Annotated in this window: 15 protein-coding genes; 10 read left to right on the forward strand and 5 right to left on the reverse strand. The window is 48.3% G+C overall.

The window, feature by feature from the left end; translation table 11 throughout:
• Positions 1 to 59: 59 nt before the first annotated feature.
• Together BV910_RS04895 and BV910_RS04900 are read right to left on the reverse strand one after the other, a co-directional pair.
• Positions 60 to 515 (reverse strand): ASCH domain-containing protein, encoded by a 456-nt coding sequence (locus BV910_RS04895; RefSeq protein ID WP_078147905.1) that lies wholly within the window; start codon positions 513 to 515, stop codon positions 60 to 62.
• A gap of 91 nt (positions 516 to 606) precedes the next feature.
• The gene (locus BV910_RS04900) at positions 607 to 2,043 is read right to left on the reverse strand and encodes a protein adenylyltransferase SelO (RefSeq protein WP_078146542.1); all 1,437 of its coding nucleotides are present in this window, start codon (positions 2,041 to 2,043) and stop codon (positions 607 to 609) included.
• Between the two features lie 109 nt (positions 2,044 to 2,152).
• Between BV910_RS04900 and BV910_RS04905 the strand changes: the two genes are divergently transcribed.
• From BV910_RS04905 to BV910_RS04915, 3 genes are all read left to right on the forward strand, one after another.
• A complete protein-coding gene (locus BV910_RS04905; protein WP_078146543.1) occupies positions 2,153 to 3,355 on the forward strand; it encodes a bifunctional folylpolyglutamate synthase/dihydrofolate synthase in 1,203 nt (400 codons plus the stop codon).
• Positions 3,356 to 3,447: 92 nt separating this feature from the next.
• Positions 3,448 to 7,182: a DUF5057 domain-containing protein gene (locus BV910_RS04910; protein ID WP_078146544.1), complete on the forward strand. Its 3,735-nt coding sequence runs from the start codon at positions 3,448 to 3,450 to the stop codon at positions 7,180 to 7,182.
• A 22-nt stretch (positions 7,183 to 7,204) separates the two neighbouring features.
• Positions 7,205 to 7,846: a hypothetical protein gene (locus tag BV910_RS04915; RefSeq protein ID WP_078146545.1), complete on the forward strand. Its 642-nt coding sequence runs from the start codon at positions 7,205 to 7,207 to the stop codon at positions 7,844 to 7,846.
• A 46-nt stretch (positions 7,847 to 7,892) separates the two neighbouring features.
• On the opposite strand, the gene BV910_RS04920 is transcribed toward BV910_RS04915, so the two are convergent.
• The 3 genes from BV910_RS04920 to BV910_RS04930 are packed head-to-tail and all read right to left on the reverse strand — an operon-like array spanning position 7,893 to position 10,525.
• Positions 7,893 to 9,542, reverse strand: coding sequence for a hypothetical protein (locus BV910_RS04920; RefSeq protein WP_078146546.1), 1,650 nt, complete (start codon positions 9,540 to 9,542; stop codon positions 7,893 to 7,895).
• A 16-nt stretch (positions 9,543 to 9,558) separates the two neighbouring features.
• Complete coding sequence (locus BV910_RS04925; protein WP_240499794.1) at positions 9,559 to 10,122, reverse strand: prepilin-type N-terminal cleavage/methylation domain-containing protein; 564 nt, start codon at positions 10,120 to 10,122, stop codon at positions 9,559 to 9,561.
• Positions 10,070 to 10,525: a type IV pilus modification PilV family protein gene (locus BV910_RS04930; protein ID WP_078146547.1), complete on the reverse strand. Its 456-nt coding sequence runs from the start codon at positions 10,523 to 10,525 to the stop codon at positions 10,070 to 10,072. The genes BV910_RS04925 and BV910_RS04930 overlap by 53 nt, the downstream gene beginning before the upstream one ends.
• Positions 10,526 to 10,682: 157 nt before the next feature.
• Between BV910_RS04930 and BV910_RS04935 the strand changes: the two genes are divergently transcribed.
• The 7 genes from BV910_RS04935 to BV910_RS04965 all read left to right on the forward strand — a co-directional run bounded on the left by BV910_RS04935 (position 10,683) and on the right by BV910_RS04965 (position 17,576).
• Entirely contained in the window at positions 10,683 to 11,903 is a 1,221-nt protein-coding gene (locus BV910_RS04935; protein WP_078146548.1) for a G5 domain-containing protein, read from the forward strand.
• On the forward strand, positions 11,900 to 12,190 hold the full coding sequence (locus BV910_RS04940) for a hypothetical protein (RefSeq protein ID WP_078146549.1): 291 nt from the start codon (positions 11,900 to 11,902) through the stop codon (positions 12,188 to 12,190). The genes BV910_RS04935 and BV910_RS04940 overlap by 4 nt, the downstream gene beginning before the upstream one ends.
• 1 nt (position 12,191) lies before the next feature.
• Entirely contained in the window at positions 12,192 to 13,862 is a 1,671-nt protein-coding gene (locus BV910_RS04945) for a GspE/PulE family protein (RefSeq protein WP_143404754.1), read from the forward strand.
• A complete protein-coding gene (locus BV910_RS04950) occupies positions 13,855 to 14,892 on the forward strand; it encodes a type IV pilus twitching motility protein PilT (RefSeq protein ID WP_015881136.1) in 1,038 nt (345 codons plus the stop codon). Before BV910_RS04945 ends, BV910_RS04950 begins: the two co-directional genes overlap by 8 nt.
• Positions 14,893 to 14,898: 6 nt before the next feature.
• Entirely contained in the window at positions 14,899 to 16,116 is a 1,218-nt protein-coding gene (locus BV910_RS04955; protein WP_078146550.1) for a type II secretion system F family protein, read from the forward strand.
• Between the two features lie 141 nt (positions 16,117 to 16,257).
• On the forward strand, positions 16,258 to 16,734 hold the full coding sequence (locus tag BV910_RS04960; RefSeq protein WP_078146551.1) for a prepilin-type N-terminal cleavage/methylation domain-containing protein: 477 nt from the start codon (positions 16,258 to 16,260) through the stop codon (positions 16,732 to 16,734).
• A gap of 89 nt (positions 16,735 to 16,823) precedes the next feature.
• Positions 16,824 to 17,576 carry a prepilin peptidase gene (locus tag BV910_RS04965; protein ID WP_078146552.1) on the forward strand — a complete coding sequence of 251 codons (753 nt, stop codon included), beginning with the start codon at positions 16,824 to 16,826 and terminating at the stop codon, positions 17,574 to 17,576.
• The last annotated feature ends 12 nt before the right edge of the window (positions 17,577 to 17,588 follow it).

Raw genomic sequence — 17,588 nt, forward strand, 5'->3', positions numbered from 1 at the left:
GTGACGCTCGGGTCTTTATCAAAAATTTATTCTTCACTCGATGTCATCTTCCCGTTCAATCACTCTTTCGCATTGAATCGATCCACTACTGTAAATCGTTCACAGACAATGTTCATATTTGGTGCAAACGACAATTGATACGAATAAAGTAACTCACTAAAGAATCGCTCATGGATGTCCCACCATTCTCTGTAAGTTCCTTCACCTTCAGCTAATGCAAACGCTTCGGATACCTCATTCATCGCCTGAATCGTGACTTCGGTCGTTTGAATGATGGCCATGGGTTGATCTGCTGCATCGAGAACGATCGCGTACTGTCCGATGTAAGGGAGTGGTTCATTCTCAATCTCATAAAGCATATATGCAGAACATGTTGCGGTTTTTTTTCCAGAGACGACTAGTTCTGCTAACGCATTTGCGTCATCACCAAATTGAAACGCTTCGACTTCGGTCAGCGGATGAACTTTACTTTTTTCCAAATATTGATTCCAATAAGCAAGTGTCATTTCATTCATCATCATCATTTCCTTTCAAAACAGAACACTCCTTATTACGTATAAATGAGAAAGAAGTTTCAAAAAAACCACCTCGCAAAAGCGAGATGGTTCATGTACCACAAAACGTTTGATACGGATACGTTCGTGGTGGACCTGCCGATACATATTCAGACGACTCATCGTAGTTATAGGGGTCACGCAAAATGGTGAGGAGCGCCTCGGTCGGTCCGAAGTCACCGCGTTCTGCTGCTTGAATCGCTTTTTCGACATGATGATTTCGAGGAATAACGGCCGGATTATATTGGCGCATGATTCGACTGACGTCCTCGTCCGGGAGACCTTGCTCACTCAGGCGTTTACGCCAAGCACCAAGCCAGGCCTTACCGTCTTCCCGAGTTGCGAATGGGAGAGATTCAATCTCACCGAGCGTCAGCGAGCGGAACGTATTCGTATAATCTGCCTCCGTCTCCATCATCAAGCGGAGCAGTTCATCCGCTAGCTCATCGTCACCATCTTTTCGAACGAATAGGCCAATCTTATGTGCGAGTCCGGTAAAGTACGCTTCTTTATACAGCTCGGTATAACGGGTGAGTTGCTTGTTCGCGACATCAACCGCTTCTTCTTTCGTTTCGCCAAGGAGCGGCAGCAACGTCTCCGCCAGTCGGGCGAGGTTCCAAGACCCGATATATGGTTGATTCGCATAGGCGTAACGTCCGTCTCGGTCGATCGAGCTGAAGACCGTCTCCGGATGATACGTGTCCATGAACGCGCATGGTCCGTAATCGAGACCTTCACCGCTGATGAACATATTGTCCGTATTCATCACCCCATGAATGAACCCGACGAGTTGCCAGTTGGCAATCAGTCTCGCCTGTCTTTCGACGACGCGTCCGAGGAACTGTTCATAGCGATTCGGTGCATCGATCAAGTCTGGGTCGTGTCGTTTGATTGCTACTTCAGTAAGAGCGATGACGTCATCGATGGAGCCGGCGCCTGCCGCGAATTGGAATGTTCCGACACGAAGATGACTCGAGGCGACCCGAGTCAGGATGGCTCCATGCTTTGGACCTTGACGCATGATGGCTTCCCCTGTCTGAACGACGGCGAGCGCCCGGTTCGTCGGGATGCCGAGAGCATGCATCGCCTCGCTAATAATGAACTCGCGTACCATCGGCCCGAGTGCGGCCCGTCCGTCTCCCCCTCTAGAATACTCTGTCGGTCCAGAACCCTTCAGTTGCACATCGACACGTTTCCCGTTCGGAGTCACATGTTCCCCGAGCATGAGGGCGCGTCCGTCCCCGAGCATCGTCAAGTTGCCGAATTGGTGTCCAGCGTATGCTTGAGAGAAAGATGTCTCGGTTTGACGATTGCCGGCAAGCAAAGCGATGTCTTGTTTGAGTGTTTGCGCATCCAGGCCGAGCGAAGCGGCTAATGGATCGTTGAACAAGACGAGTGTCGGATTGTCGACCGGATGGATCGGTCCACGGTCGTAAAAAATGTCACGTAGTTCGAGGTACGTCGCCTCGAAGTTCCAGTCAGTTGTCATGGCGCATGCCTCCTTCTTCGCTTCGAGTATAGCACAGACTGTTTTCCATAACGGCTGTCGTGAATTTTGATAAGATGAAACAGAAGTGTAAACAGTAGGAGTGTGGAAGATGAAGACGAGACAAGATGTATTCGATTGGTTGAGTGGACAGCTTCGCTTCGGGATCAAACCGGGTCTTGAGCGGATGAACTGGATGATTGAGCGGTTAGGGTTAGAAGAACGCCCATCCATCCATGTGGCCGGGACGAACGGAAAAGGGTCGACCGTCGCGTTTTTACGGGCGATGGCGATGGAAAACGGCTTATCCGTCGGCACATTTACCTCCCCTTATATCATTCAGTTCGAGGAGCGAATCATGTTGAACGAGGAACCGATTCCGGAAGACGCGCTCGTCGACGTGGCGAACCGTGTCAAATCCTGTGCGGACGAGACGCCAGAGACGCTGACGGAGTTTGAGCTCTTGACGATGATGGCATGGTGCTATTTTGATGACACACGTCCTGACTTGATCATTTGGGAAGTCGGTCTCGGGGGACGACTTGATTCGACCAATGTGTTGACGCATCCACTTGCGACCATTGTCACGTCAATCGGACATGACCACCAAGGCATTCTCGGCGATACGCTTGAAGAGATTGCACAAGAGAAATACGGCATCATGAAACGCAGCGTGCCGATGTTCCATAGTATCGAGAAGAAATCGTTGATTGAGTTGTTGCATCAAAAAGGGGACGATGTAGGTTCTTCCATTCATGATGTTCGTCCACTCGTGAAGAAAATTGTGGACGGGGCAGACACAGTTGTGACGTATGAGAATATGCCATCTGTCGTGCTCGGATTGACAGGACATCATCAAGCGTATAACGGGGCGTGTGCCGTGGCGGTGGCGCGTCACCTCGGTTGGCGCGATGACGCCATCCAAAAAGGGCTCGAGCGAGCACAACATCCGGGGCGGTATGAGCTCGTCTCCAAACGACCGCGTATCATTTTAGACGGGGCACATAATCCGGAAGGCATCGAGGCCTTGGTTTTACAAGCCAAATATGAAACAGACGTGATAGTGTTGACGGCGATTTTAGAAGATAAAGACCGCGATACGATGGTTCGTTCACTTCAACAAGTCGGAGATGTATATGAGACGACATTTGACTTTCCGCGTGCGAGAACGAAAGCCCAACTAGAAAAAGATGGGGCGCGCTTTGTCGAATGGAAAACGTGGCTACAGAATTGGATCGAGTCGCCGATAAGCGAGACGTTGATCGTGACCGGGTCTCTTTATTTCATCAGTGAAGTGAGACGTTTCCTAAGCTAAAACATTTACCTGATGTCAAAGAAATAGATGTATATTTTTTCAAGTGGGTGGGATAATTAGTAGTGAAGACTAAAAATAGGGAGGACCATACATTGCGTAAACTCATGCATGTGGCCATAATCTTCATTTTACTATTTTCGTTCGTCCCTCAAAGCAAGTTTGTAGAGGCACAAGAATTACCGAAATATAAAGTTTTGTATTTAAGAGATGCGTATACAGCAAGCAATGTATTGACTCAAAAGGCTTTAGATAAAGCGATTGAATCATATAAAAAGACACTCGTAAGTGATTTAAACAGCTTGAACAAGCTTGAGATTGACTTTATGACGGTCAAAGAATTCAACGCGTCTCGTTTCCCAATGGATGGAGCTTACGATGCGATTGTATTCGGAAGTAGCCCGCTTGAAAAGAAGTATCAAGAAGCACTTGATTACGTGAATACAATTAAATCGACATCAAATCGAAGTGCAGAGCATGATACCACAAAAATTTTAAATGATTTAACGGATTTAAAGTTAGGTGAAATTACTGATTTTTATGTGAAAACAGGATTACCGGTATATCTTCATAAAGATGTGACACTTGGTAGTAAAAACGTGAAACAATTATCTACACTGAAAGAGTTCACGAACGTGAAGCAATTTGCTACTGATCAGGCGCTCATTTCTGAATTGGTAAAACAACAGAGTATTCGCCCATTGTTGGCAAATGTCAATGTCACGTATAATCAAAAACCAATTGAGAACGGAACGGTAGAAGTCAAAAACAATGACCGTAAACCGTTCCAGTTTACCTATCAGTTCGTAGGCACACCGACAGCGAGTACAATCGTCGAATTGTATATCGATTTCGACCATAACGACCGTTTTGATCCGGAAGATAAGGTGACGGAGGTCATCGGTTCATCTGCGACACAATTAGAATTCTTATTGTCACAGCCTACGTATACAGGACCGAAGAACTGGATGATTGTCGCCAAGGATACCGTCACAGGTCGTGCTGACTATAAAAAGGGAACTTTCCTTTATATCGATCGAAAAGTAGAGGCGAATATTCTACAGTTGACCGCCGGGACAGGTACAAAAGGACAAATCATCAAAGACTTACCACACATGTTGCAAGACGATAAAGGACAGTACAAATTCACTTTGAACAACGGAACGACGAGTGAATTTCAACAAGGGAAATTTGATTCGAAATTGAATGCGAACGAATACGATATGTTGATTTTTGGCTTCCAGGATTCGTATAACGGGCAAGGCAGTATGAATGTCGCCGCGACGTCAAAAGTCAAGGAGTTTGCAGAAACGGGTCAGGGTGTCATGCTGACGCATGACACGATTTTTAGATCTGGTGGAGGCAACTCGGCCACTTCTGAATGGGAACGTCAATTTGTCAATGCGAATTATTTAAAAAACATTTCAGGGCAACGAATTTTCACGAACATAGGTTATGCCGCACCGCAACCGACGAGCGTGATTGAAAAGGTACAGGACGGAATTTTTACTTCTTATCCATATGTGTTGGATGGTGCGCCAAAAACTATTGCCACAACGCACAACCAATACTTCACGCTTGATTTGAATGACCCTGATGTAACACCTTGGTATAACTTATCTTCTGATAAAAATAGTCCAAACCGTTCTTACGGGGATGCGAATAATCATTATTACACGTATACAAAAAATAACTTCACCTATTCTGGTGCAGGGCACACAAATAAGTTTGACAAACCAGACGAGCAAAAAATCTTTGTCAATACGATGTATCGTGCATTCATCGGCTCAAACCATAAGCCGTACAACATTCTAGAGTCTGTTGCGGATGAGACGGAATCGTTTAACAAAGACGACATCACAGCCGGGAAAGTAAAAGTGTCATCGGGACAAGACGTGAAAGTGTTATGGCGACCTGGCGACTATGACTTCCGTGATAAGGAATTGACATCTGTCGTGACGTATAACGGTGTGTCAAAAACGTATAAAGGTGTACGAAACTATAATGTGCAGGAACTTGTGATTCCGAAAGACCAAGTCGTTGCCAATCGACCAATCGACGTCACAATCACGACGACGGATTCTCGAGGGGCGAGCGTCACAGACCGATTCGTCATTAATGTAAAAAAAGCAGCGGATACGAGTAAGTTGGTCAACGTAACTCGATCGATTGACTCCTCTACGATTGCCTTGTACGAGACAGGGACGATTAAATATAACGTCCAATATCCTCAGTCGTTTGATTCGTTAAGTAATCAAAAAGACGGAGAGAATATCCGAATCAACGAAACGTTGTTCAAAGAAACACTGCCTGACCAGTTTGAAGTGGTATCGATCACATTGCCGAACGGTGACGTGGTGCGTCCGAGTGATTCGAAGAAGATTGATTTGGTCTTAAATCCAAATCTGTTCTACGAGTACAAAGATGAACAAAACAAACTTATACGTGGAAATACCAGTCTTCAATTTGATGTGACGGTTCGAGCGACCACCCCATCGGCTTCATTGGTCAAATGGGCGAAAGAACAAAATGAACTTGTATCAAAAATTGAGAAGTCTTCGAATCAAGAATGGGAAAGGCACAGCGACTTATCCAACCGTTTTTCGGACTTGTTGATTGGAATTGGCGCGCCATTTGCAAAGAGCGCATCGATTCCAAATGTCACGTTGCAGGTCGGCGCGCAACAAACGATTGTTCCGACTATCAAAGATCAATCAGGCGAAACCTTTACGAATCCGAAATGGAGCACGTTGCAATGGGAAATACTTGAACCAAGAGGTGTTGCCTCGATTACAACAAGCGGGACAAACGCCACAATCCGTGCCTTAAGTCCTGGTGAGAAAAAGATTCGCTTAACGATCGACCCAGGGAACAACCGACCGTTGATCATTGCCGAATCAACACTACGGGTCGTCAGCCCGGCCGAGTCAATCGAGATCGGAGATCAATCTCTATATGTCGGACAAAAAACAGTTGTCTCCCCGAAAATATTACCGACCACAGCTCAGTTTGAATCGATTAAAATTGAAAAGTTGAATGGGAGTAGTGTGCGGTATCACTTGACAGATCGAGGGCTTGAACTTGAAGGGCTGCAACCTGGGGAGACGACACTAAAAGCAACAGTCGTACCCGGTTCGATTTTCAGTGGACTCCAAGTTCAGTCACCGTCGACTACTTTCAAAGTCAGCGTGTTGTCACCGAAACTCGTCCAATCTCCGACCCAGCTGGACTTATGGGTATGGAATACAGACGAAGTTGATGAAGATGGGGTAGCGAAACGAGTCAACGAGACCGCATTCATCCAAGTCGACATCGAACCGCGTGTTACTGAACCGTTCCGATTGATTGGAGATGTGCCTTCCGCATTGACCGTCACTGAACAGGACGGAGGGTTCTCCCTCCGAGCGAATGAAGGTTACGGAAAAGATGGTGTCGCAACACCAATCACTCTTCAATCTGAATTTGTGAATACACTATTGAATGGCGTTCGTTCAAATGCGAGTGTCATCCGTGTCAATGAGTATCCAACGCAAATCATGGCAAAAGATATGACGATTCAAGTTGATGACTCCAGCGCCCTAATCCCAGACCTCGGCTTTTGGCCGACGACAGCGACGTGGAGAGACTATCGAATGGAAGTCGTGTCGGGTAGAGAATTTGTCCGAATCGACGCCGGCGGGCAGCAAATCGTCGCAATTAAGCCGGGTGTCGCAAAAATTGAAGTATATACGACATTGCCTCAAGGTAAAACGTTTGATGCGGTAAAAGATACTTTCTATGTTCGAGTGATTCAAACAAATTCAACAGGGCAAGACAATGATCGTTACTGAGTGATGAGAGTGTGGTTTTGATATGAAACGAAAACAAATCATTCTCCTACTGATTGTAGGATTGATTGTGACAAGTATGGGTTGGCTCTTCCTTCAACTTCGAGCCGACCAAGACTTGTCGACGTTGTCTGGTGCATCATTGGTGGATGAGTTGACAAGCCGTACGGAAGTGACATCGGAAGAATTGAACGATTTTCAACAACGTGGTGAATGGGAAGCCGTCATCTATTCATTGACGCATGATTTAGTCGAACCAACGATTGAACAATTGGACTTTGCTCTTTCAGAAGGGACGCCAGATGTGCTAGAAGCATATCTGCAATCAGATATAGATCCATTCCAGTCGATTGACAATGTACCGGTCCTCGCCTCTTTATTTAATGGAAATGAGGATCCCGCGTATTGGAAAGTCGTCGTAGCGCAATTAAAGGACGAGCGACTGTTGACGTATGCGGTGGAAGGGTTGAACTACGAAGCAACCGAACTGTTGCTCAATGAAGGCTATACGATTCAAGATGCCGAATCGGTGTTATTGCAGCCGGTCCGTCACAATCAGGTCGAGTTGACGCAACTGCTTCTTGATAACGGCGCGCAATGGACGAAAGCAATGGAACAGACGGCCAAAGACTACAACTCGGACCTCATTCTAAAGATGGGGAACTAAAAAAATCGGCTTCTTCTCAATCAGAGAGGAAGCCGATTTTTTTAGTTCATTTCAATTGAACGGGGTGACTGACGAAGAATTGAAGTTGATTCGTGACAGGGAGTGTTTCCAATTGATTGAACACGGAATCGTTATACGTCAGTTTCAATCGAGACTTTTCGGCCTCGTGAGCTGGAACTTGACGGTCGAAGTTCTCAGCTGGACTTAAGCCGTTGCCCCCGGTAAATTCCCCTCTAAAGACGTTCACTTCGAGTGGTCCCTTACTATACAGACCTCCGTTGACTTCGAGAATGGATCCGACCGCATACACATAGGTCGGTTCGTTCGAGTCACTATACATGAATGCCTGGAGCGTCGTCGGTGTGTCGTCAAACTCGTTGATTCGGTTTAACAGGATCTTTCCTTTAGATAACAGAATGAGCGAGTTCCCTTTGTCTGCATCAATCGGAAGAATATTGGCTCGGTCGATGAACGTATCGCCGAGCGTGTAGACCGTCGAACTGAAGGAGACGTTCCCTTTAATGGTCAAGTCACCACGTACGATCAGTGGCCGTGCAATCGTCAGCTTCTCAAGGGATTCAATGACGACGTCCCCGTCAAAAAGGAGCGGGGCATTCGACTCGGTGATGGATTCCGTGACATACATGGCACGGTTGGAAATGGCATCCGGTAATGTCACGATGGTCGGGTCGGTGAGTGCGTTATAAGCATCCGCCCGTAAGTACGAAGTCGGGCGTTCGATAATCGAGGTCCCATCTTCCGATAAAACCCTTTCGAGTTCGAATACTTGATCGGTCGAGCGAATCAGACCTTCTCCAAAGATTTTTGAGTCGACATTGTTGGTGTAGGCGAGCGGTGTTGCGAGTCGTCGATTTAAAAATTCGATGATCGAGTAGTCGTATTGGAATGGAGAGAAGCGACTCGGGGACACCCCGGCGTCCGCCTTTTCGCCAGCTTGTTCCGTACCTATCGTGAAGTAGTTCTCTTGCTGGCAACTCAAGCAATCGCTCAATTCGACTAAATCGATTCGGCCATTCAAGTGAAGACGACTGGAATCGACATTTTCAATCTGCTTCGCCACACCATCCAATTGGAAGTTCGCTTGACGCATGAAAGCGAGGGGACCACCTGAATAGATATTTCCTTGAATCGTCGGCATCCCGTTCACATTCAACTGTTGATCGGATCCGAGGACGTAATACAAAAAGGACGGGAGAGCCGTCAAATACAAATCTTGCGTGTATTCAACGGTGAGTTCCGGTTGTTCCGGGTTCACTTGTCGCGATGCCGTAACGTTCACTTGGAGAATCGTCGTGAACGGTGCCGTTTGAATCGTCGTATCCAGCGCATCTTTCTTCAAGTCGATGGAATAGCGGACCTCGCTGTCTGTCGTCAAATCCGTAAACGGCTCGTCACTGACAAGTAGCGATTGTACTGCGGTTTGAAATGCCGCTTCCGACTCCATATGTGTCGGGACTTCCGCTTCTCCATGGAGCGGGAACTGGGTCCGAACCTCATCGGCGATGAGGCGAAGTGCGCTTTTCGCATCTTCATTCAGTTGAGTATCTTCTGTACGGATAACGGTCAATTTATTCGTCGCCAAGTTGACTTGCATGGCCGCAAGTGACAGAACAGCGAGGGCTGCCATCGTCACGAGAACAAGCACGAGAACATATCCGTCTTCACGTTTTCGCATCAGGATGCCTCCTTTCTTAGAATGGGATGGAGCTTTCAAATGTCGTAACAGAATCGGGATCGTTCGACTGAGTCAAATCCATCTCGATTTCGATGAGTCCACCGGTCATGTAAGTCGGGCGTCTCGGATCGAACACGGGATCTTTTAACTGGATGGTCATCCGTTCGACTGTGATTTGTGGATTAGAAGGCGTAAATGAATCCTCTGAGAGAATCAAGTCAGTCGGGACGTATCCCGCCTCCCGGTAAATCATTCCGGCCTCCGAGATGACAGGAGTGGACAAACGATAAAATTGAAACAAGCCGTCCACTTCCGTCACGGCGTCAAATTCGGTCCGGTTCACGTCAGAGAGCACGGAGGCAATCAAATAGTCGGCCTCGCTTCGAAGGTCACTCGTTTCATTCGTCATTTGAAAACCGAGCGATCCAGTGATAAAGGCCGTGATGATGACGCCGCTCAAAATCGAAGCGACAACGACCGTGACGAGCAACTCGACGAGCGTGAAGCCGTCTGCACGTTTCTTCATTTCAGTCAGTTGTCGGAACAGCCGTTTCAGGGAATGGTTCGCGCAATGTCGCATTCGATATGACTCCTTTCAAGGTGACGGGCGTTTGCAAACGGTCGGTCGTCACCGAAATTTCAACTTCAATGGTATGTCCGGGTGCAGTGGACAGCATTTGAATGGTTGCGATATACGTATCCCCATGGATTCGGGTATCTTCGCAGAAGTCGCACGTCGAGCTGATCCCGTCCCGATTCAACAATTGACGCAGTTCGAGCGGTTCATCAACGGACGCGGCCCGTCGATTTAAAGTATGTAACGTGTTTTGCGCGACTTGGTTCGCAATCGTTTGATTGAGGCTGTCGTGTGTCGTCTTCAAACTTTGGCTGAAAATCGAAAGTAAAGAAAATGAGACAATGGAAAGAACAACGATGGAGACGAGCACTTCGACGAGCGTAAAACCTTTTTCGGCATGCGACAAGACATTGACCTCCTATTCAAAAAAAGTAAAACAATCGGAAAATAACGTATGCAATACTGAATTAAATGTTATTTTTTGTACAATACATATTATACTAAAGTTATACGCTGAACGGATATATAGAATAGAAGTCGGATTAGACACGGGGGGATTTTACATGAAGCGGTATGGGATGCATCTTTTCATTTTGATTGGACTCGTCGTACTCGTGACATTACCGACGATCGGACTCGTCAATTATTTAGACGCGTCCGCTGAGTCGAGTGCTACATATAAAAAAGACACGACGGTCGCGGGTGTCGACGTATCAGGGATGACGAAAGAAGAAGCGAACGTTCGTCTCGATAATGCGATTAAAGACTTTAATACGGCACCCTTTTCAATCAATTTGATGGATGGGACGGTCATGGAGGTTGGCAAAGAGGTCGTGACGTTCGATGTATCGAATACGTTAGACTCCATCAAAGATACAGGTGCCTATCCTCTATTGACATCTGTAGATGAAACGAAAGTCGAGCCTTATCTCGAAGGTCAGCCTGTGACGTTGACGATGATTGCCCCGGCGTTGATGGATGCCGCATCAATGTTGGAGTCATCTGTGACATTAGAGCAAGTCGCGGCGGAAAGCGAGGTCGTCGCCTCGTTCACCGTGAGCCCGACACCAGCCATGCAGTCAGCACTTGATCGAATGAACGGATTCGAGATGGCGGCGGGCGACATCTTCAGTCTTAAATCGTTCGGAGAAGATTACGAGGCGCTCACGACACTCGGGTCTTCGTTCTACCGCATGTTTGCGGCGACACCGTTCGCCATTCTTGAACGTGTGCCGCATGAAACACTTCCTTCCGGGGTGGAACTGGGCTATGACACGAAAGTCGATGAGCGTTCAAACTTTGCTGTTCAAAACCGAGAAGACACATCGTACGCCATCCTCGTCTTGAATGAAGGGGGTTCTGTGACGGTCCAATTGCTCGGGCAACCGTTTGACGCCGCTTTCGAGGCGAGAGTGGAAGAAGTGAAGACGGTACCGCATCAAAAAGTCGTCCGTTTCTCATCATCGCTCCCATCTGGCAGTTCATCGGTCACCCAGTCAGGTCAAGATGGACAGTCAGGTAAGCTCTACCGGGTCACAGTGACTGAAGAAGGAGAGACGATGGAATTACTCGGGTTTGATTTTTATGCCCCAACACCGGAAATCGTGACGAAGAGTTCCGTGCCGCTTCCGCCACCAGATCCGGTCGAACCGGTCATTCCGACATTCCCGGATGAGGACGAGGAAGAAGAAGACCCGTTCCCGAATGATTCGAACGACGACCCGTTTGAGGCAGAACCGCCAGTATTAGAAGAAGAACCTGCAGAAGAGGAGGCAGTCGGATGATTGGCTATTTGATTTTACTCGGCTTTTGGGTACTCGCCACATTGACGCTGTTCGCCTTATCCGTTCCGATGATGCGAAAACGTGAAACGAAACTTGTCATCAGTCTATGGACGGCACTCTTATCTAGCGGCGTCTACGTGATGGTAGAGGAATCACTCGTACAAACATGGTGGGCATGGTTGGTTCTCGTTGTATTGTTGATTGGAGGGGTGGCTGCGAGCGTCTTTGTCGAAGAACGGAATGACAAGGCCGAGCAGGAGGAGGCTCCTCAAAGGATGGTGAAGTAACGTGAGACGAACGAAACGAAGATTAGGTGAGATGCTGATCGAGGCTGCGCTTATTACGACGAATCAGCTCGATGAAGCGCTTGAACAGAAGCGTCCCGGAGAAAAACTAGGGGACGCCTTAATTCGACTAAACCATATTACCGAGACACAGTTGATTCAAATGATTCACGAACAGTTGCATGTGCCGATCATTGAGTTGTACTCCTATGACATCAATGTGACGGTCACGAAGCTCGTACCGAAAGCATTGGCACAAAAGCACGATATCATGCCATTTGAATTGAACGGGAATACGCTTCATGTCGCAACAGCCGACCCACTCGATCTCATTGCCATCGATGACGTCCGTCTTCAGACCGGGATGAACATCGAAATCGGCATCGCGACGAGAGAACAGATTCGAAAGACGATCAGTCGATACTATGAGATGGACCATTCGCTCGTCGAAATTTTGAAAGAGGATGCCCCGGAGATCGAGCGACAGGAAACAATCAGTCGAGACGATGCACCGATTATTCGACTCGTGAACCAGTTGTTCTTAAGTGCCATCGACCAACGCGCTTCGGACATCCATTTCGATCCGCATGAGAAACAGCTCCACGTCCGTTTTCGGATTGATGGGGACTTGCGTACCGAGACGGTCTATCCGAAGAAGATTCAAAGCGTCATGCTGACGCGTCTCAAAGTCATGAGTAACCTCGACATCACAGAAAGTCGCCTACCACAAGATGGGCGAATCAAGTACACATTGCGCAATCGCGCCTATGATTTCCGCGTCTCGACGCTCCCGACGATGTATGGAGAGAAAATCGTTATTCGGGTCCTCGACTCATCTCAAGGACTGACCGATTTGACGAAACTCGGATTCGGCGAGCGAAACGAACAGGCGTACCGTGACATGCTGAAACGTCCGAACGGAATTATCTTGATCACCGGTCCGACCGGTTCAGGGAAGTCGTCGACATTGTACGCTTCGTTGAAAGAACTGAATGATGAGACGAAAAACATCATTACGGTAGAAGACCCAGTCGAGTATCAACTTGACGGCATCAACCAGGTTCAGGTCAACTCGAAAGTCGGCTTGACGTTCGCGTCAGGGCTTCGTTCAATTTTACGTCAAGACCCGAACATCGTCATGGTCGGAGAGATTCGGGACACGGAGACGGCTGAGATTGCCATTCGTGCCTCGCTCACGGGTCACCTTGTTTTGTCAACGCTACATACGAATTCAGCGATCAGCTCCATCACCCGTCTCGTCGATATGGGGGTCGAGCCGTTCCTTGTCGCCGCTTCGACGACGGGACTTGTGGCACAACGACTCGTCCGTCGCGTCTGTCGTGACTGTGGTCAAGTCGAACCGGTATCGAAGAGCGAACGTAGCCTGTTCGACGCAGAGGGTGTACACATCGACCACATCGTTCGGGGAAAAGGATGCTCGTCATGCAACTTCACAGGGTATCGTGGGCGCCTCGCCATTCACGAAGTCGTCCCAATCGATGAAGGCTTGCGCCGGATGATCATGAACCAGGCGACCGAGTCTGAGATGGTCGATTATGCGAAGTCGCAAGGAGCGACATTCCTGCTTGCGGACGGGTTAGAAAAAGTCGCCGCCGGTCTGACGACGACAGAAGAAATATTACGAACGGTCATTACGGAGAATGCTTATGATTAATCAATCGATTGAAACCATCTTGACGAATGCGGTCGAGAAACGTGCCTCGGACATTCACCTGACAGCCGGTTCCCCACCGATTATTCGAGTAGATGGGAGTCTCATTACAATGGGCGAGGAGAAGGTATTACCGCACCATCTTGAAGGATATTTAAAAGAAATTATGACCGATGATATGCGCGAACGTCTCGAGCATGATCGGGATCTCGATTTCTCGTTCGGTGTCCCACGTGTTTCCCGTTTTCGGGTCAACGCCTACTATCAACGAGGCACGATTGCCATCGCATTCCGGTCCATTTCCGGGGAAATCCCGACGTTGAATGAACTCAATTTGCCGACTGTGTTGAAGCGTTTGATTGAAAAACCGCATGGTCTCATCTTGGTCACGGGTCCGACAGGGTCAGGGAAATCGACGACGCTTGCCGCGATGATTCATGAGATTAACCGCACGCAGCGAAAGCGGATCATCACGCTAGAAGATCCGATCGAGTATTTGCATTCCCATGATCAAAGTATCGTCGACCAACGGGAAATCGGCTCTGACGTGATGAAATTTGTGAGTGGTCTAAGGGCCGCCTTACGTCAAGACCCGGACGTCATTTTGCTTGGGGAGATGCGAGACTTAGAAACCATCTCGACGGCGATGACCGCCGCAGAGACAGGGCACCTCGTCATGGCAACGCTCCATACGTCGAGTGCGATGTCGACGGTGAGTCGAATCATCGACGCATTCCCAGCCGAGCAACAGGACCAAATCCGGACACAACTCGCCAACGTCCTGCTTGGCGTCGTGAGTCAACGGTTATTTCCACGGATTGATGTGCCGAAAGGACGCGTCGCCGCCATGGAAATCATGTTAGGGAATCCGGCAGTTGCCAACTTGATTCGAAATGAAAAAGAGTTCCAGTTGCCGACCGTCATCCAGACGAGTCGCCAGCACGGGATGCAGTCGATGGATGCTGCCATCGAACAACTTGTTCGGCAAGGGATCATCAATCCGAACGCCGTCCCGACAGAAGAGATGAGGTGATGAGTGATGGCGATATTTCAGTATGAAGGAAAGCTCCTGAACGGGAAGCGTAAGAAAGGTCGCATCACGGCTGTCTCGCTTCGGGAAGCGAAAGAAAAGTTGCGTCAAGAGTCGATTCTCGTAACGGACTTGGCCGAGCTCGAATCGACCGGACTGAACAAAGAGGTCAACTTGCTACCGGAACGGGTCAAAATCGAACACTTGATCATGTACGTCCGTCAGTTCGCGACGCTCATCCGGGCGGGTGTCCCGATTGTTCGTGCGACTTCAATCTTACGGGTACAGACCGAGTCGAACGTATTGAAGAAAGCATTGAGTCAAGTCGAGGATGATTTGAAGGAAGGGATTGCCTATTCTGAGGCGATTAAAAAACACCCACGCGTCTTTTCGAACTTCTTTAGTTCGATGGCACTTGCCGGGGAGACGAGTGGGAATTTGGAGGAGGCGCTCGATCAAATCGGGCTCCAACTCCAAAAACAATATGACGTGAAGCGGAAGGTCATTTCTGCCCTCACGTATCCGTTGGTCGTCTCCATTGTCGCCATCGGCGTAGTCGCCTTTTTGATGGTGAACGTCGTTCCGACATTCGCGAGCATCTTTGGTCAACTCGGTGGCGAGCTTCCGCTCATCACACGAATTGTTGTCGCAGTCTCCGATTTCATCGCGGCCTTTTGGTGGCTGTTACTTGGACTCGCGATTCTCGGAGTTCTCACCTTCACCTGGATGTTGAAGCGGGACCGGGAACGGTTCGTCATTGATGGCTTGCTATTGAAGATGCCGATTTTCGGAACGATTGTGATGAAGTCTCAGATTGCCTTGTTGACGCGAAGTTTAGCAGTCCTCCTACAGGCAGCCGTCCCGATTTTGACGGCGATTGAAATCACCGAGCGAATCGTATCGAACCGTGTCATCCGGAAAGGGTTGACTGAAGCGCGCGAAATGATGGCGCAAGGTGTACCACTTCACGAACCGCTCATGCGAAATGCGAATTTCCCGGCGCTCATGACACAGATGATCGCCGTCGGGGAAGAGAGTGGAGATTTGGATTCGATGTTGAACGAAGTCGCTGAGTTTTATGAGACAGAGGTCGAGACGACAACCGACCGCTTGAAGTCGATTATTGAGCCGCTTCTCATCGTCGTATTGGCAAGCGTCGTCGGGGTCATCGTCATCTCGATTGTCGTCCCGATGTTCCAAATCTATGGTGATATTCAGAATCAGTAAAGGAATATGCAAGCTTTTGAAAATATACCTTTTCAATACTATATTTAGAAGGTATAGTAAAATTGTTCTACTTTTATATTAGGTCTTAAGTAATTTATCTAGTTTAATCACAGCACATTACACAAAAGGGGAGAATGAATCATGGTAGAGAAGTTGAAAATGATTTGGCAAGATGCCAAACAGTTAAAAGATGAGCGTGGACTTACACTCGTCGAGTTACTCGTCGTCGTCGTTATTTTAGGGATTATCGCAGCCATCGCAGTCGTTGCGATTGGTGGGATCATCGAGAACTCGAAGAAGGATGCAATGGTTTCTGATGCTAAGCAGATGGTCAGTGCGGCGAAGTTGTATGTTGCTTCGAATGAAGTCGGTAACGGAGCGGTAATTCGATTCGTTGGAGACGTAGGAACGGGTGAACTCAACGCTAAAAATATGATTGATACGATGAAAGACCCGTTTGGATCGGATTATACAAATGGTGTTGTATACGTAATCAAAGATTCAAACAACAAGTATTCATATAAAGTATGGCTTGATGGAGCCAAAGATATCGGAACTGCAGCTACGGATGCAGGCACGGTTGCAAGTAGTGGATTGAAGAAAGACTTAGTTAACTAATGTTTGTTTATGCCGGCTGGCGCTGGGCACTCGCTCAGCCTAGCCGGTTTTCTATTTTTGGCATATACTGACAAAAGGAGGATCCTTCCTTGATTGAATCGATTGGATTCCTATATAGCATCGTCCTCGGGGCGGTCATCACGTCGTTCACCAACGTCGTCGGGCTCCGCGTGCCACGTCAGCAATCGATTGTGACGCCGCGGTCACATTGTCCGTCTTGCGGTCACGAATTGTCACCGTGGGAACTCATCCCGCTTTTCGGCTATCTCGCCTTAAGAGGCAGATGTCATGGGTGTGGCGAGCGGATCGCGCCGACGTATCCGATTTTTGAATTACTTGGAGCCATTGGATATGGCTATAGCTTTTCACTCTACGGATTCAGTGTGACGACGCTACTCGCGTTCGCTTTCTTGTCGACCTTACTCGCTTTGGCGATGTCTGATTTATCGACGATGCTCGTGCCGAATGTCATCTTGCAATTCACGGCACCGGTATTACTTCTCCTCACCTATCTGACAGGGGCATCTTGGTGGAACCCGCTTGTAGGGGCGTTGCTCGGATTTTCGCTCCTCGCGACCGTCTTTTTCGTGTCAAAAGGGGGACTTGGGGCAGGGGACGTCAAATTGTTTACTATGATTGGTCTTGTGCTCGGTCCACGTGACGTGCTCGTCGCCTTATTTTTATCGAGCTTGATTGGGGCGGTCGTCGGGATTGGATTGATGGCCACAAAGAAAATCGGGCGAAAACAGCCGATTCCGTTCGTCCCGTCCATTGCGCTCGGGACGATGTTGACGTTTTGGTTTAGTGAAAGTTTTTTTGATTGGTATTTTGAGTTGATGTAGGGGGAAACGATC

Origin of the sequence: Exiguobacterium sp. HVEsp1 (assembly GCF_002009685.1) — a bacterium.
In the GTDB taxonomy this organism is placed as follows: domain Bacteria; phylum Bacillota; class Bacilli; order Exiguobacteriales; family Exiguobacteriaceae; genus Exiguobacterium; species Exiguobacterium profundum.

Bases quoted from the DNA above. Each gene is read 5' to 3' on its own strand.
- BV910_RS04955 (WP_078146550.1), top strand. From the start codon at position 14,899: ATGGCGATATTTCAGTATGAAGGAAAGCTCCTGAACGGGAAGCGTAAG.
- BV910_RS04950 (WP_015881136.1), top strand. From the start codon at position 13,855: ATGATTAATCAATCGATTGAAACCATCTTGACGAATGCGGTCGAGAAA.
- BV910_RS04905 (WP_078146543.1), top strand. From the start codon at position 2,153: ATGAAGACGAGACAAGATGTATTCGATTGGTTGAGTGGACAGCTTCGC.
- BV910_RS04940 (WP_078146549.1), top strand. From the start codon at position 11,900: ATGATTGGCTATTTGATTTTACTCGGCTTTTGGGTACTCGCCACATTG.
- BV910_RS04895 (WP_078147905.1), bottom strand. From the start codon at position 515: ATGAATGAAATGACACTTGCTTATTGGAATCAATATTTGGAAAAAAGT.
- BV910_RS04900 (WP_078146542.1), bottom strand. From the start codon at position 2,043: ATGACAACTGACTGGAACTTCGAGGCGACGTACCTCGAACTACGTGAC.
- BV910_RS04920 (WP_078146546.1), bottom strand. From the start codon at position 9,542: ATGCGAAAACGTGAAGACGGATATGTTCTCGTGCTTGTTCTCGTGACG.
- BV910_RS04960 (WP_078146551.1), top strand. From the start codon at position 16,258: ATGGTAGAGAAGTTGAAAATGATTTGGCAAGATGCCAAACAGTTAAAA.
- BV910_RS04915 (WP_078146545.1), top strand. From the start codon at position 7,205: ATGAAACGAAAACAAATCATTCTCCTACTGATTGTAGGATTGATTGTG.
- BV910_RS04935 (WP_078146548.1), top strand. From the start codon at position 10,683: ATGAAGCGGTATGGGATGCATCTTTTCATTTTGATTGGACTCGTCGTA.
- BV910_RS04925 (WP_240499794.1), bottom strand. From the start codon at position 10,122: ATGCGACATTGCGCGAACCATTCCCTGAAACGGCTGTTCCGACAACTG.